Origin of the sequence: Vibrio sp. YT-16, assembly GCF_033337405.1 — a bacterium.
Lineage (GTDB): Bacteria > Pseudomonadota > Gammaproteobacteria > Enterobacterales > Vibrionaceae > Vibrio > Vibrio alginolyticus.
On sequence record NZ_JAWOQQ010000007.1, the window covers coordinates 203,103 to 227,902 of the forward strand.

Annotated in this window: 24 protein-coding genes; 12 read left to right on the plus strand and 12 right to left on the minus strand. The window is 41.8% G+C overall.

The window, feature by feature from the left end; translation table 11 throughout:
* Positions 1 to 1,006 precede the first annotated feature (1,006 nt).
* From R7F07_RS14105 to galU, 8 genes are all read left to right on the plus strand, one after another.
* Positions 1,007 to 2,152, plus strand: a complete 1,146-nt coding sequence (locus R7F07_RS14105) for a glycosyltransferase family 4 protein (RefSeq protein WP_005379510.1) — start codon at positions 1,007 to 1,009, stop codon at positions 2,150 to 2,152.
* Positions 2,149 to 3,261, plus strand: a complete 1,113-nt coding sequence (locus tag R7F07_RS14110; protein WP_005379512.1) for a glycosyltransferase — start codon at positions 2,149 to 2,151, stop codon at positions 3,259 to 3,261. The genes R7F07_RS14105 and R7F07_RS14110 overlap by 4 nt, the downstream gene beginning before the upstream one ends.
* A complete protein-coding gene (locus R7F07_RS14115; protein ID WP_005379515.1) occupies positions 3,242 to 4,315 on the plus strand; it encodes a glycosyltransferase in 1,074 nt (357 codons plus the stop codon). The genes R7F07_RS14110 and R7F07_RS14115 overlap by 20 nt, the downstream gene beginning before the upstream one ends.
* A 40-nt stretch (positions 4,316 to 4,355) precedes the next feature.
* Positions 4,356 to 5,507: a glycosyltransferase family 4 protein gene (locus R7F07_RS14120; protein ID WP_031779025.1), complete on the plus strand. Its 1,152-nt coding sequence runs from the start codon at positions 4,356 to 4,358 to the stop codon at positions 5,505 to 5,507.
* Positions 5,508 to 5,524: 17 nt separating this feature from the next.
* Positions 5,525 to 7,627 carry a YjbH domain-containing protein gene (locus R7F07_RS14125; RefSeq protein WP_005379518.1) on the plus strand — a complete coding sequence of 701 codons (2,103 nt, stop codon included), beginning with the start codon at positions 5,525 to 5,527 and terminating at the stop codon, positions 7,625 to 7,627.
* A 100-nt stretch (positions 7,628 to 7,727) separates the two neighbouring features.
* On the plus strand, positions 7,728 to 8,894 hold the full coding sequence (locus R7F07_RS14130) for a nucleotide sugar dehydrogenase (RefSeq protein WP_005379519.1): 1,167 nt from the start codon (positions 7,728 to 7,730) through the stop codon (positions 8,892 to 8,894).
* Between the two features lie 66 nt (positions 8,895 to 8,960).
* Complete coding sequence (locus tag R7F07_RS14135) at positions 8,961 to 9,965, plus strand: NAD-dependent epimerase (RefSeq protein WP_005379520.1); 1,005 nt, start codon at positions 8,961 to 8,963, stop codon at positions 9,963 to 9,965.
* Between the two features lie 48 nt (positions 9,966 to 10,013).
* Positions 10,014 to 10,892: a UTP--glucose-1-phosphate uridylyltransferase GalU gene (galU, locus tag R7F07_RS14140; protein ID WP_005379521.1), complete on the plus strand. Its 879-nt coding sequence runs from the start codon at positions 10,014 to 10,016 to the stop codon at positions 10,890 to 10,892.
* Between the two features lie 100 nt (positions 10,893 to 10,992).
* Here galU and tpiA read toward each other — a convergent pair whose 3' ends face one another.
* Positions 10,993 to 11,763, minus strand: a complete 771-nt coding sequence (gene tpiA / locus R7F07_RS14145) for a triose-phosphate isomerase (RefSeq protein ID WP_171342805.1) — start codon at positions 11,761 to 11,763, stop codon at positions 10,993 to 10,995.
* Between the two features lie 269 nt (positions 11,764 to 12,032).
* Here tpiA and R7F07_RS14150 point away from each other — a divergent pair, with 269 nt between their 5' ends.
* The 3 genes from R7F07_RS14150 to R7F07_RS14160 all read left to right on the plus strand — a co-directional run bounded on the left by R7F07_RS14150 (position 12,033) and on the right by R7F07_RS14160 (position 13,817).
* The gene (locus R7F07_RS14150) at positions 12,033 to 12,380 is read left to right on the plus strand and encodes a 5-carboxymethyl-2-hydroxymuconate Delta-isomerase (RefSeq protein WP_017820736.1); all 348 of its coding nucleotides are present in this window, start codon (positions 12,033 to 12,035) and stop codon (positions 12,378 to 12,380) included.
* 162 nt (positions 12,381 to 12,542) lie between these two features.
* Positions 12,543 to 12,965, plus strand: coding sequence for a DUF805 domain-containing protein (locus R7F07_RS14155; RefSeq protein ID WP_005384868.1), 423 nt, complete (start codon positions 12,543 to 12,545; stop codon positions 12,963 to 12,965).
* 585 nt (positions 12,966 to 13,550) lie between these two features.
* A complete protein-coding gene (locus R7F07_RS14160) occupies positions 13,551 to 13,817 on the plus strand; it encodes a GIY-YIG nuclease family protein (RefSeq protein ID WP_318070181.1) in 267 nt (88 codons plus the stop codon).
* Here R7F07_RS14160 and R7F07_RS14165 read toward each other — a convergent pair.
* The 3 genes from R7F07_RS14165 to glpX all read right to left on the minus strand — a co-directional run bounded on the left by R7F07_RS14165 (position 13,811) and on the right by glpX (position 16,334).
* Positions 13,811 to 14,161, minus strand: coding sequence for a DUF3135 domain-containing protein (locus R7F07_RS14165; RefSeq protein WP_054576874.1), 351 nt, complete (start codon positions 14,159 to 14,161; stop codon positions 13,811 to 13,813). The two genes, R7F07_RS14160 and R7F07_RS14165, sit on opposite strands and share 7 nt — an antisense overlap.
* Positions 14,162 to 14,321: 160 nt before the next feature.
* On the minus strand, positions 14,322 to 14,942 hold the full coding sequence (locus R7F07_RS14170; protein WP_054576875.1) for a helix-turn-helix transcriptional regulator: 621 nt from the start codon (positions 14,940 to 14,942) through the stop codon (positions 14,322 to 14,324).
* A 384-nt stretch (positions 14,943 to 15,326) separates the two neighbouring features.
* Positions 15,327 to 16,334 (minus strand): class II fructose-bisphosphatase, encoded by a 1,008-nt coding sequence (gene glpX, locus R7F07_RS14175; RefSeq protein ID WP_005383180.1) that lies wholly within the window; start codon positions 16,332 to 16,334, stop codon positions 15,327 to 15,329.
* Between the two features lie 348 nt (positions 16,335 to 16,682).
* Here glpX and zapB point away from each other — a divergent pair, with 348 nt between their 5' ends.
* A complete protein-coding gene (gene zapB, locus R7F07_RS14180; RefSeq protein ID WP_005379536.1) occupies positions 16,683 to 16,925 on the plus strand; it encodes a cell division protein ZapB in 243 nt (80 codons plus the stop codon).
* A 135-nt stretch (positions 16,926 to 17,060) separates the two neighbouring features.
* On the opposite strand, the gene rraA is transcribed toward zapB, so the two are convergent.
* The 8 genes from rraA to priA all read right to left on the minus strand — a co-directional run.
* Positions 17,061 to 17,567, minus strand: coding sequence for a ribonuclease E activity regulator RraA (gene rraA, locus R7F07_RS14185; RefSeq protein WP_005379537.1), 507 nt, complete (start codon positions 17,565 to 17,567; stop codon positions 17,061 to 17,063).
* Positions 17,568 to 17,643: 76 nt separating this feature from the next.
* Positions 17,644 to 18,561, minus strand: coding sequence for a 1,4-dihydroxy-2-naphthoate polyprenyltransferase (locus R7F07_RS14190; protein ID WP_005379538.1), 918 nt, complete (start codon positions 18,559 to 18,561; stop codon positions 17,644 to 17,646).
* Positions 18,562 to 18,941: 380 nt separating this feature from the next.
* Positions 18,942 to 19,172, minus strand: a complete 231-nt coding sequence (locus tag R7F07_RS14195) for a hypothetical protein (protein ID WP_171342804.1) — start codon at positions 19,170 to 19,172, stop codon at positions 18,942 to 18,944.
* Between the two features lie 348 nt (positions 19,173 to 19,520).
* Positions 19,521 to 20,852 (minus strand): HslU--HslV peptidase ATPase subunit, encoded by a 1,332-nt coding sequence (hslU, locus tag R7F07_RS14200; RefSeq protein WP_025768349.1) that lies wholly within the window; start codon positions 20,850 to 20,852, stop codon positions 19,521 to 19,523.
* A 23-nt stretch (positions 20,853 to 20,875) separates the two neighbouring features.
* Positions 20,876 to 21,427 (minus strand): ATP-dependent protease subunit HslV, encoded by a 552-nt coding sequence (gene hslV / locus R7F07_RS14205; protein WP_318110525.1) that lies wholly within the window; start codon positions 21,425 to 21,427, stop codon positions 20,876 to 20,878.
* 115 nt (positions 21,428 to 21,542) lie between these two features.
* On the minus strand, positions 21,543 to 22,091 hold the full coding sequence (ftsN, locus tag R7F07_RS14210) for a cell division protein FtsN (RefSeq protein ID WP_017820300.1): 549 nt from the start codon (positions 22,089 to 22,091) through the stop codon (positions 21,543 to 21,545).
* Positions 22,092 to 22,316: 225 nt separating this feature from the next.
* Positions 22,317 to 23,345, minus strand: coding sequence for a DNA-binding transcriptional regulator CytR (gene cytR, locus R7F07_RS14215; protein ID WP_254901949.1), 1,029 nt, complete (start codon positions 23,343 to 23,345; stop codon positions 22,317 to 22,319).
* Between the two features lie 303 nt (positions 23,346 to 23,648).
* Positions 23,649 to 24,800 (minus strand): primosomal protein N' (gene priA, locus R7F07_RS14220; RefSeq protein WP_318110526.1); only part of this gene is annotated, 1,152 nt, incomplete at its 5' end.

Genomic DNA, 24,800 nt, shown 5'->3' on the forward strand with positions numbered 1-24,800 from the left:
TATAAAGTGTTTTTTTTCCGTTTTAATATCTTCTGTTTTTTTTATAGTATTTTATCACTTTAAGTTAAATAGTTATGCTAATGACTACTTATCCTATTTTCATTGGTTTCTATCAGTAGCTGAATTGGATAGTATTCAGTCTATACTCAGCTATCGAAGTGATTCTTTTCTTTCATTTTATTTCTACTTATCATCTTATATTTTAGGCGTGTCAAAGTTATCATTCGATATTTCAATATGGGTTCTATTCTTTATTGCAATTTTAATTATATCTAGAGTTATATTAAATTATGAGGAAGTTGCAACTTTTTTGTGTTTAATTGTTTTTTCTAGATTGTTCTTTGAATACACGGGTAATACACTTAGAAGTTTTCTTTCAGCAATATTCATCATACCATTTGTTTACTTTGGACTTGAAATTTATAAAAGATTAAGTTTTATTATATATTATTTTGTTTCTTTCCTTACTCACTTTAAGTTGAATTTTTTCATCACTATATTTAGATTAATTTCTGGATTTGTTTCTTTATTCCAAAGGCATAATATAAAAAGCAATAACTTTCTATCTTTATTTTTTTTACTTTCCGTTATACTATTTGTATTAAAGTTTTTTTTAGGATTTAAGTTTGAAAGTTTAATTGGATTTTTAATAGATCTCGTTTCTTCTTATGATGGGGATGTTAAGCTAAGAACTGAAAGGTTGGATTCTGCTTTTGAATTAAGCTTGCCACTTTTTATTCAAATTCTTACTTATGTTTTTTATCCGATAGGAGTATGTGTTTTTTTTCAAAGTGATAAAAACTATGAATTATTATTTTTTCTTATATTATCATTATTAACAATAGCTGTTTTTTTTCCAGAATACTTTTTAATAGAGCGACTATGTCAGGTTGTCTTCATCGTTGGCATGCTTGAGATAAGCAAAAAGGGGATTAGTAATATATTCTATATTCCTATAATTATAGTAAACTTTTATTCGATATATACAATACAATTTGGTTAGTCTATGAAGGTTATTTTTGTTGTTAATTCGTTTGTAAATAAAGTTGGTAATGTTGGCTATAGAATAGGCAAGATTATCGATAAAGCTCATATGAGCGGAAGTGATGTTACTGTCGTTGCTCGGGGTTCTGAAAATATAAATAGTGATATAAAAAGACATACTCCTGGGGTGCTTGGTAATATTCCTAGATTAATTAAAGCTATTCAAATTCATTTATTTAAGGGCTTAAATTATCGATATATTGATATTAAGATTTTTGAATTTTATTTCTTGTTTGTGTTTTATATTCTTATGAAAGAGCAAAGAAAATACAAAGGAAAGAAAATTGCTCACTTAGTAGAACCTTCTCCCGTAATATTAAAGCATCTGAAAAAATATAACTTTATAGTAATCTTAGATTTGGCTATAGCTCCTTCTAGTTATGTGAAATGTCTTAAGGAAAAAGGACAAGGCAATGGATTTTTCTACAATGAAAAAATAGACAAATATGAAAGAGCTTGTATAAAGTTGAGTTCGTATATAGCAACCCCATCGCAGTTTGTATTTGAAGAAGTAAATAAGATTGGAACTGATGCTCATTTATTCATTGAGCCTTTTGGTGTTGACCGTAAAGAGGTTGTTGTTAATGGGTTGGATAATTGTAAAGTGAAATTTTGTTTTGCTGGAGTTATTAACCACCGGAAAGGGGTTGATATACTTTTAGAAGCTTGGGGAGATCCTGAATTTAACGATAGCGAGCTTCACCTTTGTGGTAAAATCACCCCAGAAATTCAGACTATTTTGAATGAAAAGAAGTTCAGTAATATATATCTTCCTGGATTTGTAGATATTCAATCATATATGGCTAAATGTGACATATATGTATTCCCTTCTATCTTAGAGGGATCTTCTAAATCGACTTATGAAGCTATGGCGATGAGTTTACCGGTGATAACAACATTTGAAAGTGGCTCATTAGTTGAGCATTTTAAGAGTGGCTTGATTGTAGAGAAAATAGATGTCGATTCCTTAAAAAATGCTATGTTATTACTTAAAAGAGATAAGGTATTGCGAGAAAATCTATCTAAAAACGCTCTTGAAATAGTCAGAAAGTTCACCTGGGATGATTATGCCAAAAGATATTTGGAATTATATAAAGAGGTCATATGAGTTGTAAGTTAGTCACATACCATACAAGTATATCTACTGGAATTGGCGGAATAGAAAACTTATATAGAAGTTTTTTTGATATTTCACTTGAATCAGGATATGAACATGTTGAGTTGTTTCACAGAATATCGGGAACTCAAATTGCGGAAAGAGAAAATAATAAGAAATATATTCAGCTGCTGGAAGTTAAGACTTTTTTTTCCAAGTTTAATTCTCTTTTTTTGAAAATGACTTTAGCCTTTAAATTATTTACTATGAGGATGGGAAGCAAAGACATATTTGTAGTGAATAATCCTAGCAACTTAATTTTTATTCCATCTTTTATTTTAAAAAGAACAAATGTTGTTCTTATACAGGCAAATAATATTGATACAGTATACTCCACTTTTTTTTCTAAGCTTAGTATCAAGCTAAAAGGAAAGTTTGTTGATATTTTTACAGTATATACTCCTCAGGATATGAATAAGCTCTTAAAACGAGTTAGTATTCCTGATTATAAAGTTAAAATAATACCTAGAGCTTGTAAAATAAAAACAGCTTTATTTCCTAGGGACGAAAGTAATGGAAAAAAACTGATAACAGTTTGTAGAATTGAGGAAAAACAAAAAAATATTGCAACAATGGTAAAAATAGTAAATAGTTTACCTCAAGGTTATACGCTGGATATTTATGGTGAAGGATGTCACAAAGAAATTGAAAAACTAAAAGAACTTATCAGTGATTGCCCTAGAATACGTTATTTGGGTCCAAGTCATGATGTGGAGTTAACTTTAAAAAATTACTCAGTTTTTCTTATGACATCTCACTACGAAGGATTTGGTCAAACACTGATCGAAGCTAGAAGCCAAGGTGTTCCTGTAGTTGTTTTTAATACTTTTGAAGCTGCAGAATATATAGTTAAGAGTGGCATTAATGGCGGCTTAATTGAGCCTTTCAATATTGATAAATATTGTGATTGTATAGTGGAAATTTGTGAAAATGACTCTTTGTATAGGCGTTACTCTGAAGCGAGTTTAGAGCTAGCCAAACAAACTGATTCGTCTGTGGTTTTTCGCTTGTGGGTTGAACTGTTTAAAAGTTTTGATAGCAATGAAGTTAGCAATTATTAGTAATTCTTTGGGGTTGGGTGGTGGAGAAAAAATTGCTTTAAATATTAACAATAAGATTTTATCTTCTGATTGTTTTAAAAAAGTTTTATTTTTTACTTTTGATAAAGGTAATCTTTACTCCTCCCCAAGTAATCACGTTCAGTGTAATAAAAAAAGTAGAGTTCTTTCAATTATTACACTTTTCTTTTATGTTTTTAAATTTCGGCCTGACGTAATTCAATCTCATTTATTAATTTCAAACTTAATAAATGTTGTTGTGTCTTTAATTATAGGATCAAAAAGTCAGATCGTATCTCATGGAAGTATTAAATTACTGAGTAGTCGCTGGTACTTTCCATTAATAAAATTTTTTTATAAAAGAGCTAGCCAAATAGTCTGTATTTCAGATGGGATGAAACATGATGCAATAAATATTATAGGGAACGATAATGTTGTTGTCATAAATAATCCTCATGATATAGATGATATCATTAATAATTCGTATTGTATTGATTATATAGAACAGAGTGATTACTTTTGTGTTTTAGGCAGACTTAATAAAGGTAAACGAATAGAAGATATCATCAATGCTTTTTATCAATCAAAAAAATCAAATTTCATGAAACTGTATCTAATTGGCGATGGTGATAAGGAGTATGTAACAAAACTTAAAGATATAGTTCGAAACCTAAATATAAAAGATAAAGTGATTTTCTTAGGTAGAAGAAAAAACCCTTACCCTATAATTAAACAATCTAAAGCTCTTATCTTGGCGTCTGAATCCGAAGGTTACCCTAACTGTTTGATTGAAGCTTTAATCCTAAATGTTCCAGTTATAACTAGCGATTGCCATACTGGCCCCAGGGAGATATTGAAGATCGATGATTGCCTTGATATCTACGAATCTATTGATATTGGAGGTAATTTTATTTTTCCAACAGGGAATATCAATGAGTTGAAAAAATCTATTGAAAAAATATCCTTAAAAGAAAAGCATAACTATTCACATTTATATGAACACCTTGATATTAATAACGTGATACGCGTGTATATAAGTGAAATTATGTCTTTATGATATCTATATATTTAATTGTAAAAGATGTTTGGTAGTTGTGATGAAAAAAATAGCAGTTTCAGCCAATACAAGTTGGTATTTATATAATTTCAGGAAAAATACAATAATCGCATTGTTGGATGCTGGCTATCAGGTAGTGGCGATTGCTCCAAAAGATGATTATTCACTAAAGTTAGAGTCACTTGGAGCTAAGTTCTGTCATATTGATATCGACCAAGGCGGTACAAATCCTGTTAAAGATATTGGGACGTTTTTCTCATTTATCAAAATCTTTAAGAGCGTCAAGCCCGATGTGGTACTGAACTTTACTCCAAAGAATAATATATACGGTACACTAGCGGGGAGCTTTGTTGGCTCTAAGTCGGTCAACAATATTGCTGGTTTGGGTATGGTGTTTATTAATGAAGGTCTTACATCTAAGGTTGCAAGGTTGCTTTATAAAATGAGCCAATCTAAGGCGAGTAAGATCTTCTTTCAAAACGAAGACGATAAAACGTTGTTTTTGGAGAACCGATTAGCACCATCGTATCTTGTTGATCGTCTACCTGGTTCGGGAGCTGATCTCAACCGTTTTAAAGTTAGCCCAGCAAATGACGACGGTGTGATTCGCTTTTTATTGATTGCCAGAATGTTGTACGACAAAGGCATTGGTCACTATGTTGAAGCAGCTCGTGCATTGAAGTCTAAGCATGGTGATAAGGTTGAATTTCGATTACTCGGTTTTCTTGATGTTAATAACCCTTCAGCTGTCTCTAGTAGCGATATGCAAAAGTGGGTTGATGAAGGCATTGTAAGTTATCTTGGCACTTCTGATTGTGTAGAAGAGGAGATTGCGAAGGTAGATTGCATGGTGCTTCCTTCATTCTATCGAGAGGGAGTTCCTAAATCGTTACTTGAAGCGGCGGCAATGGGGAAACCCATAGTAACAACCGACAATGTTGGTTGTCGTGAAACAGTTGACGATGGAGTCAATGGTTATTTGTGTGCTCCTCGCTCGACAGAGAGTTTGATTGAAAAACTAGATTTGGTGATCAACCTCACTCATCAAGAAAGGTTAAAAATGGGACAATTCAGTCGCCGAAAAGTTGAACGTGAATTTGATGAGCAGTTAGTCATACAAAAATACTTGGACGCAGTGGAAAATTGCTTTCAAAAAGAAAAAACTCAAGTAGAAGGCTTAAGTGCTAACTAGCGAAAAAATAAAGAGCTATGATCAAAAAAATTTCAGTGGATGAAGTGACGATAATTACTATATCGTTGGTTTTCAGTGTAGGAGTCTCGGCTAGTAATCTTGCCAGTTTCCCATCTAATCAAAGCTATACAGGTTTAAGCTTTACGCCAAATGCTCAAGTAATGGAATACGGTGGTGCGAGCTTCACATTTTCCCATGGTTTGCCTTGGGATGATAAAGTCCAAGATTTGGACTCATTAAAGGTGTCTTTGGGCGTTATCGATGGGCTCGAAGCTCACGGACGTATTGTTACTCATGACTATAGCTCAAATTGTTTTAAAACAGGTTGTGGCGGCATTCGCGACCTTTCAATGTCTTTTAAATACCAGCTCCCTAACTTCTGGGGCGAAGAGAAATTTAATATTGCTTTGGGAGTACAAGATTTAGGGGGGGCAGGAAATAAGTTGAATGCTAACTATTTCGTTGCAGACTATGAGTTATCAGACTTTCCGCTTCGCCTTTCTGCTGGCTACAGTCAATCTGACTGGCTCGCTGGCACAATGGATGGTCCATTTGGTGGATTCGAGTACCAACCTTTTGACTTTATTCAACTAGTTGGCGAATACGATTCAGTAGAATTCAACTCTTCTGTAAAAGTGTTTACTCCCGATGATTTACTGCCTAATGATATAACCGCCTCATTAAGCTACCAGATTTATTCTGGTCATGAATCGGATGGTTCAAGCGTTTGGAGTGCTGCACTCTCGATGCCATTGATAACGGAATACTCTCGCTCTCGCGACTACGCGAAGAATAATATGACGTTAATGGATCGTTTAGTCGTTGAGCAAAACAAAGCGCAACAAGCGTCAATTTCCTCTTTGGTTAGTGCGTTAAAAAATGAAGGCTTCGTTAACGTTCAAGTCGGCTTGTCAAATCACAAAGTTGTGGTGGCTTTAGAGAACCGTCGCTACAACCATAATCAAGTTGACGGACTAGGTGTGGCTCTGGGTATTGTGTCGAGTCATTTAGGTCAAAATGCGGCGCAAGATATTGGCGCTGCATCGGATCAATTTGAACTTGTGATGCTTGCCAACCAAAAACCAGTGGTCAGCGTTTTGTCTGACGTTAACTGTTACCAAAGTTTTGTCAATGGCAGCGCAGTTTGTGATGACATTCAGTTTATCACGCGCGATTTGCCGGAAAGACTAGACATGGTTGATTGGAAAACGGAGCGAGTTAATTCAGGCACTTTAGATTCGCAGATCGTACTTTCTCCTATGGTAAGGCATGGTTTTGCAACCGAGTACGGTGTGTATGATTACTCTTTTGCTATGTCTAGCAACTTATACACCTACCTATGGTCTGGCGCGGCAATTGATGTTCGTCATATTTTACCTTTAGCAGAAAGTGATGATTTTGAAGAGGGAGGGTATTTCGAAGATAGCGCGTACGAGAACGAGATTGAGCGTGCAATGGTGCATCAGTTCTTCCGTTTGCCATATGTCGATATAGCTAACCAGATCTCTTTAGGCTTGGTTAAGTCGGATTATATCGGTGCGCGCAGCGAGTCAGCTTGGTTCTCTCAGTCAGGCAACCATGAGTTGGGACTAGAGATGAGCTACTTCCAACATCAAGACGAAAAAGACAAAAATGGTTATGCGAACCCAGACCGCCAAACCTTTTTAACTCGTTATACATTCTCTATGCCGGAGTGGGATTGGCAGTTTAATGCGACTGCTGGAGAGTTTTGGAAAGGGGATGTTGGCACAAAATTCACGACATCACATTGGTTTGAAGACATAGAAGTATCTGCAAGTTATCAGGTGACAAAGTTTAACGATACAGACGAAGAGCAGTTTGTCACTGTGTCGGTAAAGCTGCCATTAACGCCATGGCGTGATATGTCTCCGGGAGTGATACAAGTTCGTGGTAACGAGGCTTATGATTTCAACGTTACGACGCGAGTTGGCAACGATACAAACTATTTGGCAGCAGGCCAGGGTGATGAACTCGTAATGGATAATAGTATGCTTCGCCGCTACTTTAACCGAGGCCGTTATGGCCAAGAGTACTTTGAGCAGAACAAGCTGCGCATTCGCAACGCGTATTTGCGTTATTTGGGTTCTCAGTTAAATTAAGTTTTTGTCGCGAGTTTGAGCTTTCTAATTATTCACCACACTCTACCGAGAGTGTCGGTGTTTTGATATGCTAGCGTCAGTCAAATAATAGGAAATAAAAATGAAAATTGCTGTAGCAGGCACGGGCTACGTCGGTTTGTCCAATGCCATGTTATTGTCACAAAACCATGAGGTTGTGGCGGTTGATATTATCCAAGAAAAAGTGGACTTGTTGAATGACAAGAAATCTCCAATTGTTGATGTGGAAATCGAACATTTCCTTGCAAACAAAGAACTCAACTTTATCGCGACGCTAGATAAAGAGCTGGCTTACAAAGACGCGGAGTTTGTTGTTATTGCCACACCAACGGATTATGACCCTCAAACGAACTACTTTAATACTTCTTCAGTTGAAGCAGTGATTAAAGATGTGATGGCAATTAATCCAGATGCAGTTATGGTGATTAAGTCGACTGTACCTGTGGGTTATACTGCGCGCATTAAAGAGGAACTCGGTTGTCAGAATGTTATGTTCTCTCCGGAGTTTCTTCGCGAAGGCAAAGCTCTTTACGATAACCTACACCCGTCTCGCATCATCGTTGGAGAGCGCAGCGAACGTGCAGAGAAGTTCGCTAACCTTTTGGTCGAAGGTGCGGTAAAAGAAGACATCTCGGTTCTGTTTACTGACTCTACAGAAGCAGAAGCGGTTAAGTTGTTCTCAAACACGTATCTTGCGATGCGCGTAGCTTATTTCAATGAGTTAGATTCGTATGCTGAAGCTCATAATCTTGACGCTCGCCAAATTATTGAAGGTGTTGGCTTAGACCCTCGTATTGGCAATCACTACAACAACCCGTCATTCGGTTATGGTGGTTACTGCTTACCAAAAGATACAAAGCAATTGTTAGCAAACTACCAAGAAGTTCCTAACAACATCATTGGTGCAATCGTTGATGCAAACCGCACGCGTAAAGATTTTATTGCAGACTCAATTATCAAACGCCAGCCAAAAGTGGTGGGTATCTACCGCTTAATTATGAAGTCTGGTTCAGATAACTTCCGCGCTTCGTCAATTCAAGGCATTATGAAGCGTATTAAAGCGAAAGGTATTGAAGTAGTGGTGTACGAGCCAGTACTTCAGGAAGATGAGTTTTTCCACTCTGTCGTTATCCGCGATCTTGAAGAGTTCAAACAAGTGTCAGATGTTATTGTTTCTAACCGCATGGTTGAAGAACTTGCTGATGTGGCTGATAAAGTTTATACCAGAGACCTGTTTGGTAGCGACTAATCAAAATGACATTATAATAAGCCAGTCGTAGTGACTGGCTTTCGTTTTATTAAGGTAATCAATCTGATGAAATACTTAGTGACAGGTGCGGCCGGTTTTATTGGTAGTGCAACCGTAGAGAAGCTAAATGCTGCAGGGAATGAAGTTGTTGGTATCGACAATCTAAACGATTATTACGATGTAAACTTGAAGCTTGCTCGATTGTCCCGTATTGAACATCCTATGTTCAAGTTTTTGAACGTTGATATTGCTGATCGCTCTGTGATGGAAACACTCTTCTCGACAGAGAAATTTGATCGTGTTATTCATTTGGCCGCGCAAGCTGGCGTACGTTACTCTTTGGAAAACCCTCATGCTTACGCAGACTCTAACCTAGTAGGACATTTGAATATCCTTGAAGGTTGTCGTCAAAATGATGTTAAGCACTTAGTGTATGCATCATCTAGTTCTGTATATGGCTTAAATGCCAAGGTACCATTTGCTACATCTGATAGTGTTGATCACCCGGTGTCACTGTATGCGGCAACCAAAAAGTCTAATGAGCTAATGGCTCATAGTTATTCGCATCTATACGATATTCCGACCACAGGCCTGCGTTTCTTTACCGTTTACGGTTCATGGGGACGCCCTGATATGGCTCCTTTTATTTTCACTAAAAAGATTCTTGATGGTGAAACCATTGATATTAATAACAATGGTGATATGTGGCGCGACTTTACTCATGTGGATGATATTGTCGAAGGTGTGGTTCGTATTTCGGATGTGTTGCCTGCACGTAATGATAGCTGGACCGTTGAAGATGGTACTCCAGCAAGTAGCTCTGCGCCTTACGCCGTTTATAACATAGGCCATGGTTCACCGATTAACCTAATGGATTTTGTTAAAGCGATTGAAGATGAACTGGGTATTGAAGCTAAGAAAAACTTCCGAGAAATGCAACCCGGTGATGTCTATCAAACCTATGCGGATACAGAAGACTTATTTTCTGCGACTGGCTACAAACCAAAAGTAACTGTAAAAGAAGGAGTTGCTGAGTTTGTCTCTTGGTATAAAGAGTTTTACAACAAATAATAAATAGCGAGCTGAGTGCTCGCTATTGGTTGAGTTAGGTTTAATAAAATGATTAAAAAGTGTTTATTCCCTGCGGCGGGTTACGGTACACGTTTCCTTCCTGCGACTAAGTCGATGCCGAAAGAAATGATGCCAGTGGTAAACAAGCCATTGATTGAATACGGTGTTGAAGAGGCGATTGAAGCCGGTATGGATGGTATGTGCATCGTCACTGGTCGTGGTAAGCACTCGTTAATGGATCACTTTGATAAAAACTACGAGCTAGAGCATCAAATTAGCGGTACAAGTAAAGAAGCGCTGCTTGATGATATTCGTTCTTTGATTGATTCTGCGAGTTACACTTACATCCGTCAGCGTGAAATGAAAGGCTTAGGTCACGCTATTCTTACGGGACGTGAATTGGTCGGTGATGAACCGTTTGCTGTTGTGCTTGCGGATGACCTATGTGTGAATGGGGACAAAGGCGTTCTAGCGCAAATGGTTGAGCTGTACAAACAGTTCCGCTGTTCAATCGTTGCGGTACAAGAAGTGCCGGAATCAGAAACGCATAAATACGGTGTGATTGCTGGCGAGATGATCAAAGATGATATCTTCCGCATTGATAACATGGTTGAAAAGCCAGAGCCAGGCACTGCACCTAGCAATCTAGCGATTATTGGTCGCTACATTCTGACACCTGATATCTTTGAACTGATTGAAAATACAGAGCCAGGTAAAGGTGGTGAGATTCAAATCACCGATGCGCTGATGCAACAAGCTCAATCTGGTTGTGTTTTGGCATACAAATTTAAAGGTCAGCGCTTTGATTGCGGTAGTGTAGAAGGCTATATTGAAGCAACAAATTACTGCTACGAGAACCTTTATAAGAAGGATTCCAGTGCGGAGCTCGCGAAAAAACCAACCGTGAAAATTGCCGAGCCAGCATAATTCAGAACTTCCTATCGGTGTACTCCGAGTGGATAACACGCAAACAAAAAGGGATGCATGATGCATCCCTATGTTATTTCTACTCTCAGTAAAAACGAGATTACGCTTTTGCTTTAGCCGCTGCTTTAGCGATTGCTGCGAAGCTTTTCGCGTCTAGAGAAGCACCGCCAACTAGAGCACCGTCGATGTCTGGTTGTGAGAAGTAAGCTTCAGCGTTTTCTGGCTTAACAGAACCACCGTATTGGATGATTACTTGTGCTGCAACTGCTTCGTCTTTCGCAGCGATAAGTGCGCGGATAGAAGCGTGGATGCGTTGTGCATCTTCAGCTGTTGCTGCTTTACCAGTACCGATAGCCCAGATTGGTTCGTAAGCGATGATTGCGCCGTTTAGAGCTTCAACACCGTAAGTGTCGATAACTGCGTTGATTTGACGTGCACATACTGCTTCAGTTTCGCCAGCTTCGTTTTGCGCTTCAGATTCACCGATACAGAAAACAGGTGTTAGACCGTTTTCTTTTAGGAATTTGAATTTCTTAGCGATGAACTCGTCAGATTCGTTGTGGTATTCACGACGCTCTGAGTGACCGATGATGATGTGAGTAGCACCGAAATCTTTCAGCATTTCTGGAGACATATCGCCAGTGAACGCACCGCTGTTGTTTAGGTCAGTGTTTTGAGCACCTAGGATGATCTTGTTACCGCCTTCAGCGATTACGCGCTCTGCTAGGTCGATGTAAAGTGCAGGTGGAGCGACTGCTACGTCAACACCTTCAACGCCTTCAAGTTCAGCGTTAAGACCAGTTAGCAGCTCAGTTACCATTGCTTTGCTGCCGTTTAGTTTCCAGTTACCCATCACTACAGGACGACGCATAGGAATATCTCCCTTATCTTTAATGTAAATAGTCAATTAATGTAAAAAATCTACGTAGGAATATAACAGAATAATGTGAACAGATCATGATTGGCGTCATGTCTTGTCCGGCTTTCTTTGCTGATTCGACCAAGCATCGATCCTGTTATTTTTGTCAAAAGCAACCGATTGGTGATCGCGTAGACAGAATGATAGTTCATTCCTCGGAAATTGCTGCTGAGATTGGTATTACTACGCGCTGGAATTAATTGTTGTAGAAAGGAATCAAAATGCCAAATCTCGTTTTAGAGTATTCAAACTCGGTGGAAGAACGCGTCAATGTTCAGGGGTTGCTGGAGGATTTACATAAAACGGCGTTAGAAAGTGGCCTCTTTGAACTCGCGTCAGTGAAATCTAGAACGCTCCGGTGCCACAATTGGTTAATAGGAGAGGAGGGTGATAGCCTCGACTTTATCCATATCAACTTTGATTTGTTATCTGGTCGCTCCCAAGAACAAAAGCGAGAACTGTCACGAGCCTTGATGGCGACACTTCAAGAGCAAGCCAGTCACGTGCACAGTTTAACAGTCAATATCCGAGACATGGATATAGATAGCTTCCAAAAGGTCGTGAACTAGGTTGCGCTGAATTGCCCGAGAATAGCGAGGGGTTATTGCTACGAATTCTCAGCCTGGCTCTGCTTATTGTAAGGTCGTTGTGGGCACCCAAGCTATCGGTGTCCTTTCCAAACTATATCGACTCGGCTAATCTATAACCTTTCTACTTTGGGGTAAAATTTGATGTCGACTAAAGAGTTACTGTTTTCTTTTCAAGGACGTATAAACCGTAAAACCTACTGGATTTGGAACGTCATTTACTATGTGTCCATTCTAGGCTTTGGTGCCGGTATCAGCCAACTGCTTCCTACTCTCTCCTATGTGCTTCTTCCTATTTTCTTGGTGGTTCTGTTGATCCCTGATTTGGCGATCACCACCAAGCGTTGGCACGACCGCAACAAATCGATATATTGGCTAGCACTGAATATTCCGTTGATTATCGGACGAATTGCCACGCCAATGACCAGCCCTGCCGCGCAAGAGCCGTCGACCCCACAGATGTTCGTCGCTTCCATTTCTCTGATTTGTGGTTTATGGATTCTAATTGAATGTGGGTTCTTAAAGGGAACATCAGGACCAAACCAATATGGCCCTGAGCCGGAGTAATTGCTTCAAGTATCGTGCGTGCTGAAAGTAGATTCTTAGTCTCGCTAAGGCTCGCTAGAATGACGCTCCTTTTTGGTTTAGAGGCTGATAAAGTCATCGTTATTCTGAACAGAGAGGTGCGAGTGTGGTTCAGAATCTATCATCCGATTGTACGGTGGTTTAGGTGAACGGGAAAGAATAGGAGCTTGCTGTTACGAGATTTTTAGTCTCGCTAAGGCTCGCTAGAATGACGATCCTTTTTGGTTTGGAGGCTGTTAAAGTCATCATCATTCTGAACAGCGAGGAACGAGGTGATTCAGAATCTATCATCCGACTGTGCGGTGGTTTAGGTGAACGGGAAAGAATAGGAGCTTGCTGTTACCAGATTCTTAGTTTCGCTAAAGCTCGATTGAGTGACGAGCTCCTTTGATTTAGAGTCTGTGAAAGCCATCGTCATTCTGAACAACGAGGCACGAGTGTGATTCAGAATCTACGCATAGAGCGCTCCGAGTTTGAAATAAACTGACTGAGCTTGCGAATTACAATGGAAAAGTAACAGCGAATAATGAAGGAGAATGAATCATCGATAAGACACCTTGCGTTTATATCCTAACGTCGAATAACAACGCCGTTCTCTACATAGGTGTTACCAGTCAGCTGCCCCAAAGAATATGGCAACATAAAAATGGAGTGGTGGAAGGGTTTACTAAGAAATACAACGTTCATAAGTTCGTTTACTTTGAGTTATTCGACGATATGGCTAATGCTATAAACCGAGAAAAGCAGCTCAAGCAGTGGAAGCGTGAGTGGAAGTTAGCCTTGGTAAGAGAAACGAACCCTAACTTTCTCAATCTATCTACTGAGTATCAGTAAAAATCATCCCTATCTTTAAACGCGTTTAAGCTAACCACATCCGCTTTTTGTGTCGGTGCCGCTTCCCCTTCTAGCGCTGCTTTGAACTTTACGACCTGTTTTCGCAACTCGTTCATCAATACCACATTGGTGTGATGAGGGTTTTTACACGTGCTGATGACTCTATCAATGTGGCTTTGTTGAGCCCACAATCTTTCTTTCATATCTTCTGATGCGCTTTCGATCATCTCTTTCGCCATCTCATGACGAAATTGCTCAAAAGCTTCTGGATCTCGTTCTGCCATTCGAACCATTTCATCGAATGGAGGAAGCGTTTGGGATGGGATATGACGTAGATTAGACATCGATGCTCTCCAAATCCTTATGGAAATTGCCTTTAGTTACTAAAAGCCTATACCACTAGAAAGAGGAGAGAGGATGAATTCTTCAGCCGTCTCACTTATAAGAGAAGCTTTCAAGCTTGAGATTGAATAAGTGCGGCATGTCGATGTTTGGTTGTGGTGGTTACTGCAGTTGTTGGATGCGGTAAACGCAGCGTCTTTGGCCACTAATGATGTGTTCGGTACGCTCTACTTTGGTGTCACGTCCAAGTAAAGACTGAAAGACACTTAATTCTGATTGGCACAAGCTTGGGCAGCGAGTTGCGGCTTTACAAATCGGACAGTGATTTTCGATCAAGATAAATCCATTCTCATCTTTCTCGAGCTCGGCCATATAGCCTTCTTGCTCTCTTAATGTGACGAGTATTTCTAGTTTGCTTTGCAGAGAGTCGCATTGCTCAAGATGCTGACGATAACTTTGTAATGTGAGTTTTTCCCTTTCTGATGTGACTTTTTCCAGTCCATCTTTGCCAAAGATATGTTCGACAGCTTCTATAAACTGAATGGTCAACTCACCGTGACGGTCAGTAAATTGCTCATGACCTTTTTGAGTGAGAGACCAATGACGAGCAGGGCGACCAACTTTTACTTTTACGTCATGGATAGAAAGAATGCCATCATCTTCTAAACTTTGCAGGTGCTGACGAGCCCCCATAGTTGTCATCCCTAGCTCAGAAGAGAGTTGTTTTGCAGTGACGGAGCCATCACGCTTAACGATTTGCAATATCCTATCTACGGTCTTCATATACCCACCATTTATACGTCAGTACATATTATGCGCGATAGGGTTAGTAAAGAAAAGTGTTGACTTAATTTGAGTGTGGATTTGTAGGCGCTATGTTCATATGAGTCAATAAATGTCGTCATTCTGAACAGCGAGGAACGAGGTGATTCAGAATCTATCTTTTGGTTGAGTAGTGGTTAAGGTGACCAGGAAAGAATAGGAGTCTGCTGTTACCAGATTCTTAGTCTCGCTGGATCTCGCTAGAATGACGAGTTCTTTTGATTTAGAGCTTATTAAAGTCTCCGTCATTCTGAACGGCGAGGGACGAGGTGATTCAGAATCTACTGTCCGGCTGTGCGGAAAGAAAGGCTCAAGCTCAGACTGAGCGAGAGCCTCGAGAAATGCTTAAAGAATAATATCGCGTACTTCTGGATCTTTACGATCTAGGTAGTGAGTCGACTTAATGCGACGAATAGTACGGCATCGACCACGCACGAGCAGCGTTTCTGTGGTTGCAATATTGCCTTGACGAGAGATACCTTCCAGCAAGTCACCTTTAGTGATGCCTGTAGCTGAAAATACCACATTGTCGCTACGAGCCATGTCTTCCATTTTGAGTACAACATTTGCTTTTACGCCCATTTCATCGCAGCGTTTTAGTTCATCTGCACCGTAAATGCGGTTTTCTTCAGTATCGCCTTTTACTTCGTGACGAGGAAGCAGGCGACCGTGCATGTCACCGTCTAGCGCTCGAATTACCGCTGCTGATACAACCCCTTCTGGCGCACCGCCAATACAGTACATCATGTCCACTTCACTGTCTGGCATACAAGTTAGAATAGAGGCAGCGACGTCACCATCAGGCACCGCAAAAACACGTACGCCCATTGCTTGCATTTCTGCAATAACGTCATCGTGGCGAGGTTTCGCAAGGGTAATAACGACTAGGGTATCAAGTGGCTTGTTCAGGGCTTTTGCTACGTTCTCTAGGTTTTCTTTTAACGGCTTTTCTAAGTCAATTACGCCTTTTGCACCAGGGCCAACAACCAGTTTTTCCATGTACATATCTGGCGCTTTAAGAAAGCTGCCTTTCTCACCTGCGGCAAGTACGGCTAGTGCGTTCGATTGTCCCATTGCCGTCATACGCGTTCCTTCAATCGGGTCGACTGCAATATCTACTTCATCACCACCAATACCCACTTGCTCACCAATGTACAGCATTGGCGCATCATCGATTTCACCCTCACCAATGACAATTTCACCACTGATATCTGTTTTGTTCAGTAGCGTGCGCATAACTTCAACAGCTGCGCCATCGGCTGCGTTTTTATCGCCACGGCCAAGCCATTTGTAACCAGCCAGAGCTGCACCTTCAGTCACACGGGAAAATGCCATTGCTAAATCGCGTTTCATGATGTCTCCAAGTAAGCAAGAGGGAAGAAGAATTTGCGCGGCGATTCTATCACAAGGTCGAGTAAACGTTTGCCTTTTTGCGAGGCTTTTACTTTATCTAACTTGAATTTGATCAATACTTAGGGCGATTTTCAGCGTAGCGAGACGCAAAATCCTTGCTCAAAAATGCTTCGGCGACAAGAAAAGTCAGCGTTTAGTGAGATTGCGCTGATTTTTTGACCGAATGATGCAAAATATCGAATATAGTGAGTGTTTCTCATCGCGACGCTGAGTAGAATGAACCTTATATAGGTTAGGTGTGCATCAATCTCGCACATCGTCCCAACGGAATAACATAGGTAGGCCAAGATGTCTTTTGAAGTACTAGAACAACTAGAATCTAAAATTCAAACTGCAGTTGACACAATCACTCTTCTTCAGATGGAAGTCGAAGAGCTGAAAGAAGATAAAGCTAAACTTGCGGAAGAAGCGAACGAGCTTCGCTCTCAACGTGAAGAGCTAGAGCAAAAAGCACAACAAGCACAGCAAGAGCACGCACAATGGCAAGAGCGCATTCGTGCACTACTTGGCAAAATGGACGAAGTGGAATAATTCGGCTTCTTCATTCCAAATTAAAAACACCCGCGTTAAGCGGGTGTTTGTGTTTTAGGGAAGTAGAAAATGTTAAGACAAGGCTAGGCGCTAAGAGCCAAGAGAAGACCCTATAACTTAGACACCTAAGACTCGCTATGCTTCTTCATCCAACTCTAAATCAATATTCAATGGTTCAGGCGACAGGATAATTCCGGTGCTATCAGCATAAATATAATCTTCAGGTAAGAAGCTGACGCCGCCAAAGTTGACTGGTACATCCAATTCGCCAATCCCCTGACTGGTCGCTCCAACAGGAATAGAAGCGAGGGCTTGAATGCCTAAGTTCATATCTTCAAGTTCATCTACTTCACGAACACAGCCGTAAACGACAATGCCTTCCCACTCGTTTTCTTCCGCAATGGTTGCGATTTCTGCATCGATAAGGGCTTTACGTAGGGAACCGCCACCGTCAATTAACAAAACGCGACCAAGTCCATCTTGCTCTAATGTCTCGCGGATCAACGAATTATCTTCAAAACACTTGATGGTGGTGATTTGCCCGGCAAATGAAGCGCGACCGCCAAAGTTACTGAACATTGGTTCAACCACATCTACCTGATCGAGGTAGATATCACAGAGTGCTGAGGTATTGTATTCCATAGCGTACCTTTCTAAACAGAAATTGGTTGTCTTTGAGTATATCTAGGCATTAAGTCAATGCAATGACAATCCTTTTTTAACTTACTAGAGTTTGAGCTACCACAATTGTTGCAAACAAAACGTTGGTGACTAAAGAGCATTTCACGATGACTGGCATCATTGGTGCTATCTGAGCGGGCTTTTGTGTATGCCAAACCGCTTTACCATGATCGGCCACGAAATAAATACTAAGTAAAAATGGCAAGCTAATCCAAACGGGTTTGTCTTGAATTAACAAGTAAGCCGCAAAGGCAAGAATAGCACCGCCAAGTAAAACAAAGTGGTAATGCTTGGCTTTGCGTTGACCCAATCGCACTGCGACTGTGCGTTTACCACACTCTCGGTCGTTCTCGATATCACGCATATTGTTGATGTTGAGTACTGCAACGGCGAGTAAACCGCAGCCTAGAGCAGGTAAGAATAGCGTGGTATCTACGTGACCAGTATGCAAGAAATAAGTACCGGATACGCCGAGTAAACCAAAAAACAAGAAAACTGAAATATCGCCAAGCCCCACGTAACCGTATGGTTTGCTACCCATGGTATAAGCAATGGCTGCGAGAATGGCCAGAATTCCCAGCCCGATAAAAGTGACAATGCTTTCCAGTGAACTTAGTGAATAGAAAACCAACACCAAGCCTGAAATGGCGGTCAGAGCGATGTTAAAGATAATCGCCTGTTTCATCTGTTTCGCACTTACCGCGCCTGACTGCATCGCTCGTAATGGGCCGAGGCGTTTGTCGTTATCTGTACCTTGAACGGCATCGCCATAGTCGTTTGCCAGGTTGGACAGAATTTGCAGCAATGTCGCGGTTACGAAAGCCATGATGGCAATCGTCAGTGAGAAATGACCCGCCGAGTACGCGAGCACGCTACCTGTTAAGATAGAGACCAATGCCAGAGGTAATGTTTTTGGACGAGCGGCTTCAAGCCAGATCTGTAGAGATTGTTTCATGGAAATTTCGTGCTAGTAACCAATGTGCCCAGTATAAGCACAAAGAGGCAGATACGCTATTGACCTAAAACAACTCAGCTAGAAGTCAAAGGGTTATTCAGAATCTATCGTCCGATTGTGCGGTGGTGAAGGTGAGTGGGAAAGAATAGGCGTCTGCTGTTAGCAGATTCTTAGTCTCGCTGGATCTCGCTAGAATGACGAGAGCTTTTGGTCTAGATGTTGTCTAAGTCACCGTCATTCTGAACAGCGAGGAGCGAGTGTGATTCAGAATCTATCGTCCCAATAGTGCCGTGGTTAAGGTGAGTGGGAAAGAATAGGCGTCTGCTGTTAGCAGATTCTTAGTCTCGCTTGAGCTCGCTAAAATGACGAGGTCTTTTGATTTAGATGTTGTCAAAGTCACCGTCATTCTGAACAACGAGGAACGAGTGTGATTCAGAATCTATCGTCCGGTTGTGCAGTGGTGAAGGTGAGAGGAAAGAATAGGCGCTTGCTGTTAGCAGATTCTTAGCCTCGCTTGAGTTCGCTAGAATGACGAGATCCTTGATTTGGGTGTTGTCTAAGTCACCGTCATTCTGAACAAAGAGGAACGAGTGTGATTCAGAATCCATCATCCGATTGTGCAGTGGTGAAGGTGAGTGGGAAAGAATAGGCGTCTGCTGTGAGCAGATTCTTAGTCTCGCTTGAGCTCGCTAAAATGACGAGGTCTTTTGATTTAGATGTTGTCAAAGTCACCGTCGTTTTGAACAGCGAGGAACGAGTGTGATTCAGAATCTATCGTCCGGTTGTGCAGTGGTGAAGGCGAGTGGGAAAGAATAGGCGTCTGCTGTGAGCAGATTCTTAGTCTCGCTTGAGCTCGCTAGAATGACGAGATCTTTTGATTTAGGTGTTGTCACAGTGGTCGTCATTCTATACAAAAAGCCCAGAAACAAGGTTCTGGGCTTTGGTAAAATAGATTGCGATTAAAGAATAAAGCGGCTTAGATCTTCATCTTCAATCGTGTCGCCTAGGCGCGCTTTCACGTAAGCGGAATCAATAACGAATTTAGCGCCAGATTGCTCCGCTGCGTCGTAAGAGATTTCATCCATTAAGCGTTCCATAACGGTGTGTAAGCGACGAGCACCGATGTTTTCTGTGCTTTCGTTGACCGTCCATGCCGCTTCCGCGATTTGCGTGATGCCGTCTTCTGTGAATTCGATGTCCACATCTTCCGTTTTCATCAACGCAACGTACTGCTCTGTTAGAGAGGCTTTTGGTTCTGTCAGAATGCGTTTGAAGTCGTTGCTGCTTAGTGCTTCTAGCTCAACACGAATTGGTAGACGACCTTGCAATTCTGGGATCAAGTCAGATGGTTTTGCCACTTGGAATGCACCAGATGCAACAAACAGAATGTGGTCTGTTTTTACCATGCCGTGCTTGGTTGATACCGTGCTGCCTTCAATCAATGGAAGTAGGTCGCGCTGAACACCTTCGCGTGAAACGTCTGGGCCTGAGCTCTCGCCGCGTTTACAGATCTTGTCGATCTCATCGATAAATACGATGCCGTTGTTTTCAACGTTGAAAATCGCTGCTTCTTTTAGCTCTTCTTGGTTTACCAGTTTCGCCGCTTCTTCTTCCGCTAACGCTTTCATTGCGTCTTTGATTTTCAGCTTACGTTTTTTCTTAGTGTCGCCTGCCAGGTTTTGGAACATGCCTTGCAGCTGGTTAGTCATCTCTTCCATACCAGGAGGCGCCATGATCTCTACGCCCATTTGTGGTGCGGCTACGTCGATTTCAATTTCTTTATCGTCTAGTTGGCCTTCACGCAGTTTCTTACGGAAGATCTGGCGAGTGTGAGAAGACTCTTCCGTTTGCTCTGCTTGACCCCAGCTATCACGTGCTGGTGGCAGTAGCGCATCAAGAATGCGTTCTTCCGCTTGCTCTTCTGCGCGGAATTTCACTTTCTCCATCGCTTGTTGATGCGTCATTTTCACAGCAACATCTGTTAGGTCACGGATGATGGTTTCAACTTCTTTACCAACGTAACCCACTTCGGTGAATTTTGTCGCTTCAACTTTGATGAAAGGGGCATTTGCTAGTTTTGCAAGGCGTCGTGCGATTTCAGTCTTACCAACACCAGTAGGGCCAATCATCAAGATGTTTTTTGGTGTCACTTCGGCACGCAAGCTTTCTTCAAGCTGCATGCGGCGCCAGCGGTTACGAAGTGCAATCGCAACCGAACGCTTGGCTTTTTCTTGACCGATAATGTGGCGGTTCAATTCATGAACGATTTCGCGAGGCGTCATTTCAGACATATTCTTTCCTTACTTCGTTACGATTACGCGGTTGGTTTTTCAGGCTCTACTGTTGAGTCTAGCTCTTCTACCGTGTGGTGATGGTTAGTGAAGACACAAATATCACCCGCGATATTGAGAGCTTTTTCCGCGATCTCACGAGCATCTAGATCTGTGTTTTCTAGTAGGGCGGTTGCGGCAGCTTGTGCGTAAGCACCACCAGAGCCAATCGCAATCAGGTCATGTTCTGGGTGTACGACATCACCATTACCGGTAATGATTAACGATGCGGTTTCGTCGGCAACGGCAAGTAAGGCTTCGAGCTTGCGCAAAGCACGATCGCTACGCCAGTCTTTGGCTAGCTCAACTGCCGCTTTGGTTAGGTGACCTTGGTGCATTTGCAGTTTGCTTTCGAAGCGCTCAAAAAGGGTGAAGGCATCCGCAGTACCGCCGGCAAAGCCCGCTAGTACTTGGTTGTTGTATAGGCGGCGAACTTTGCGCGCATTACCTTTCATTACGGTATTGCCTAGAGATACTTGGCCATCACCCGCGATGACGACTTTATTATTTCGACGTACAGATACAATGGTAGTCACAGTCGACCTCTTGATTATTTCTCTTTGGATTTAATTCAGTATATGGGGGAGGAGAAATGGGGATTCAAGGGGGCAAAAAGAAAGGCCCTAGGATCTTAGCTCCTAGGGCCTGAGTTTAAAGATTTTCTTTCCAAATCGCGCACGGCTCGATTTTCGCGCGTTGCAGTTTATGACGGTCACGTTCTGCATCACGTTTGAACTTATACGGACCTAGCACCACGCGATACCATGAACTGCCTTCTTTCTTACGAATCTTGCTCGACATCCCTTGGAACGCGATTGCAAGCTTGCGCTCTTCCGCTTGTGCCTGAGTTTTGTACGCGCCACACTGCATTATGTAAGGAATTTTAGAAACTTCAATTTCTTTGGCCACAACCTCAACTTCACGTTTCGGTAGTGACTCAACATATTCCCATTTTTCTTCTGGTGGTGGCGGCAAGTCTTTTTTCGGCTTTGGTTTGCTGACAGTGGTTGTTGGCTGCTTCACGACTGGTTGTTTAGGTTCTGGGTCGCTACTCAAAAGGTAAAGACCATAGCCAAAACCGCCCACGAGCAAGATAGCGAGCAGGCCACTGCGCCAAGGTTTTTTTCTTCTCGGCGGCTGTTTTTTTGTCGACTTTTTTGGGGCGCCTCGCCCCCGTCTTACATAATCTCTATTTGCCACGGTTATTTCTGGTCATCAAGGATTCTTGCAAATATGTTAATCCAGAACGAGTTGAGAAAACACCCTATTGATAGAATCTTGATAGCTAAAGCGCGACAACGCCCGAGCGTAGGAGTGTGTTACCGTTCTCGCTTACATTTATTCAGGGATACACAAAAAGCAGGAGGGGTAAATAAAAAAGCGGCGCCTTAGCACCGCTTTGGGGATGAATACCTAATCTTTAGGTTAAGGACGCTGTGGTGGCGCTGCACTTCCACGAATGACGAGATTAGTTTCAAGCAGACGCGAGCCTGAATGCACGTCGTGGCCTTTTAACATCTCGAGCATCATTAGCATCGCTTGTCGACCAATCTCATAGCGAGGTTGAGAGATGGTGGTCAACGGTGGATCGCAGTACTGAGCGAAGTTAATGTCATCAAAGCCCACAACAGAGAGATCTTGCGGTACTCGTAAGCCAAGCTTTTTCGCTTCTTGAATTGCGCCGATGGCCATTGTGTCACAGTGACAGAAAATAGCCGTTGGTGGTTCTGGCAATTCGAGCAGTTTACGAACGGCTTTTGCTCCGCCATCAAAAGAAAACTCAGTAATGACACTATATTGTGGATCTTTATTGATGCCGGCACGGCGCAGGGCTTGTTGGTAGCCTTGCTGGCGGAACTGACACAATATTGCTGTATCTGGTCCAGAGATTTGAGCAATGCGTTTATGACCTAATTGAGTCAGGTAATTCACCGCTTCAAATGCTGAGGTCAGGTTATCAATATGTACTGTCGGAAGCTCGAGCTCTGGCGCAAATTCACACGCCATTACCATCGGAGGTAAGTTCTTTTGCTCTGGCTTACTGACATCGAATGGTAGATCTGTACCAAGCAGTAGCATTCCATCTGCCTGCTTAGTAAATACGAGGTTAACGAAAGAGCTTTCGCGTTTCTTCTGTTGTCCGCTATCACCCAGCAGGACTAGATAGCCATGTTCCATGGCTGCATCTTCAATACCGCGAATAATTTCAGAAAAATAAGGATCACAGATGTCGGGAACGATAGTAACAATGGTTTTTGATTCGTTTCTACGTAAGTTACGCGCTAATGAGTTTGGAGAATAACCCGCTTCAAGTACGGCATCTTCTACTCTCTTTCTTGTAGAAGAAGAGACTTTCTCTGGATTCATTAAGGCTCGAGATACCGTAGCCGTAGACACTCCCGCAAGCTGGGCAACATCCTTCATTGTCGCCATAGTTTTTAACCTCTCATTTATTTTTTGCCAAGATGACGTTATTCCGGTTTGAAATCAGAGTAATCAAACCGAGTTAGAGCTGTATTTGCTCTTCGCTCAGTTCGTGTTAACGAGTGGGAAAATGGATTCTTCACCGCGATATCAATTTGTGGGAATAGTCATTGTTTTAATCTAAGCCTGTGCAAACAAGTCACTTTAGACTTTTCTAATTTGGATAGTCTATTCATTTCTAAAGTGAAAGTTACGGTCTGTTTAACAAAAATTGTAATCTTGGTGTGATTCTGGTCACATTAAATGGTAATTCATTACATAGTTAAACGTTTGCTAGCTGAGATCTTGTGGTTCTATGTCTAAATTCCAGCGTACTTTCTTAGCGTTTGGCAACAACTCAATAGCAGGTTTGGCACTGGTTAATAACTTTTGCATCAATGAACGATGCTGAGTTTGCAGTAATAGTTGCCAACGGTATTTACCAGCCCGCTTGGCCAAAGGTGAAGGAGTAGGGCCTAACACCATGCAGGAATCATCGAACAGAGGGTGTGACTCTAACGTAAAGCGAACTTGACGCAGGAAGTCTTCAACTATCTCACTTTGGTTCGCCTCTGCTTTAAACAGAGTCAAGAAACTATAAGGCGGAAGCTGAGCCAGTTTGCGTTCTTCCAGAGCTGTCATAGCAAAGTGGCGATAGTCTTTTTGAAGCAGGGCCTGCAGCAAGCTGTGCTCAGGATGGTGGGTTTGTAGGATAACCTCGCCAGGTTTACTTGCGCGGCCGGCACGACCTGCGACTTGAATAAACAACTGCGCTAGTCGCTCGGAAGCGCGGAAGTCACTACTATAGAGAGAGCCATCAACATCCAAAAGAGCAACGAGCGTTACATTTGGAAAATGGTGCCCCTTAGCCAGCATTTGGGTGCCAATCAGAATTTGATGTTCACCTTTACGAATCGATTCAAGGGCATCTTCCAAACTACCTTTGCGGCGTGTGCTGTCTCTGTCGATGCGAATGGCGTTGTATTCTGGAAATAACTGAGCCAATTGTTGTTCGAGTTGTTCCGTTCCTACGCCGACGGTAACCAGTTGAGTTGAACCACACCCCTGACACTGATGAATTACCGGTTGTTGTGAGCCGCAGTGATGGCAGCGTATTTCGTTGCTGTAATGGTGGAACGTGTAGTACGCATCACAGCGTTTACATTCTGCAATCCAACCGCATTCATGGCACATCAAAGCGGGCGAAAAGCCTCGGCGGTTAAGAAACAACATTACTTGATTGCCAGCTTTTAAATGCTTGCGCATCTCGGCAATCAGTTGGGCAGATAAGCCACTTTCTAAATACTGACCTTTTACATCTAACACTTTATTGGTGGTTGGCACTGCAGAGCCAGCTCGTTGGGTTAGTGTTAAATGGTGATACTTGCCTGACAAGGCATTGTGCAATGTCTCCAGTGCAGGTGTGGCTGAGCCCAGAACAATCGG

Excerpts from the sequence above, each read along its gene's own strand:
- R7F07_RS14105 (WP_005379510.1), top strand. The coding sequence starts at position 1,007 with ATGAAGGTTATTTTTGTTGTTAATTCGTTTGTAAATAAAGTTGGTAAT.
- R7F07_RS14110 (WP_005379512.1), top strand. The coding sequence starts at position 2,149 with ATGAGTTGTAAGTTAGTCACATACCATACAAGTATATCTACTGGAATT.
- R7F07_RS14115 (WP_005379515.1), top strand. The coding sequence starts at position 3,242 with ATGAAGTTAGCAATTATTAGTAATTCTTTGGGGTTGGGTGGTGGAGAA.
- R7F07_RS14120 (WP_031779025.1), top strand. The coding sequence starts at position 4,356 with ATGAAAAAAATAGCAGTTTCAGCCAATACAAGTTGGTATTTATATAAT.
- R7F07_RS14125 (WP_005379518.1), top strand. The coding sequence starts at position 5,525 with ATGATCAAAAAAATTTCAGTGGATGAAGTGACGATAATTACTATATCG.
- R7F07_RS14130 (WP_005379519.1), top strand. The coding sequence starts at position 7,728 with ATGAAAATTGCTGTAGCAGGCACGGGCTACGTCGGTTTGTCCAATGCC.
- R7F07_RS14135 (WP_005379520.1), top strand. The coding sequence starts at position 8,961 with ATGAAATACTTAGTGACAGGTGCGGCCGGTTTTATTGGTAGTGCAACC.
- galU (WP_005379521.1), top strand. The coding sequence starts at position 10,014 with ATGATTAAAAAGTGTTTATTCCCTGCGGCGGGTTACGGTACACGTTTC.
- tpiA (WP_171342805.1), bottom strand. The coding sequence starts at position 11,763 with ATGCGTCGTCCTGTAGTGATGGGTAACTGGAAACTAAACGGCAGCAAA.
- R7F07_RS14150 (WP_017820736.1), top strand. The coding sequence starts at position 12,033 with ATGCCAAATCTCGTTTTAGAGTATTCAAACTCGGTGGAAGAACGCGTC.
- R7F07_RS14155 (WP_005384868.1), top strand. The coding sequence starts at position 12,543 with ATGTCGACTAAAGAGTTACTGTTTTCTTTTCAAGGACGTATAAACCGT.
- R7F07_RS14165 (WP_054576874.1), bottom strand. The coding sequence starts at position 14,161 with ATGTCTAATCTACGTCATATCCCATCCCAAACGCTTCCTCCATTCGAT.
- R7F07_RS14170 (WP_054576875.1), bottom strand. The coding sequence starts at position 14,942 with ATGAAGACCGTAGATAGGATATTGCAAATCGTTAAGCGTGATGGCTCC.
- glpX (WP_005383180.1), bottom strand. The coding sequence starts at position 16,334 with ATGAAACGCGATTTAGCAATGGCATTTTCCCGTGTGACTGAAGGTGCA.
- zapB (WP_005379536.1), top strand. The coding sequence starts at position 16,683 with ATGTCTTTTGAAGTACTAGAACAACTAGAATCTAAAATTCAAACTGCA.
- rraA (WP_005379537.1), bottom strand. The coding sequence starts at position 17,567 with ATGGAATACAATACCTCAGCACTCTGTGATATCTACCTCGATCAGGTA.
- R7F07_RS14190 (WP_005379538.1), bottom strand. The coding sequence starts at position 18,561 with ATGAAACAATCTCTACAGATCTGGCTTGAAGCCGCTCGTCCAAAAACA.
- R7F07_RS14195 (WP_171342804.1), bottom strand. The coding sequence starts at position 19,172 with ATGATGGATTCTGAATCACACTCGTTCCTCTTTGTTCAGAATGACGGT.
- hslU (WP_025768349.1), bottom strand. The coding sequence starts at position 20,852 with ATGTCTGAAATGACGCCTCGCGAAATCGTTCATGAATTGAACCGCCAC.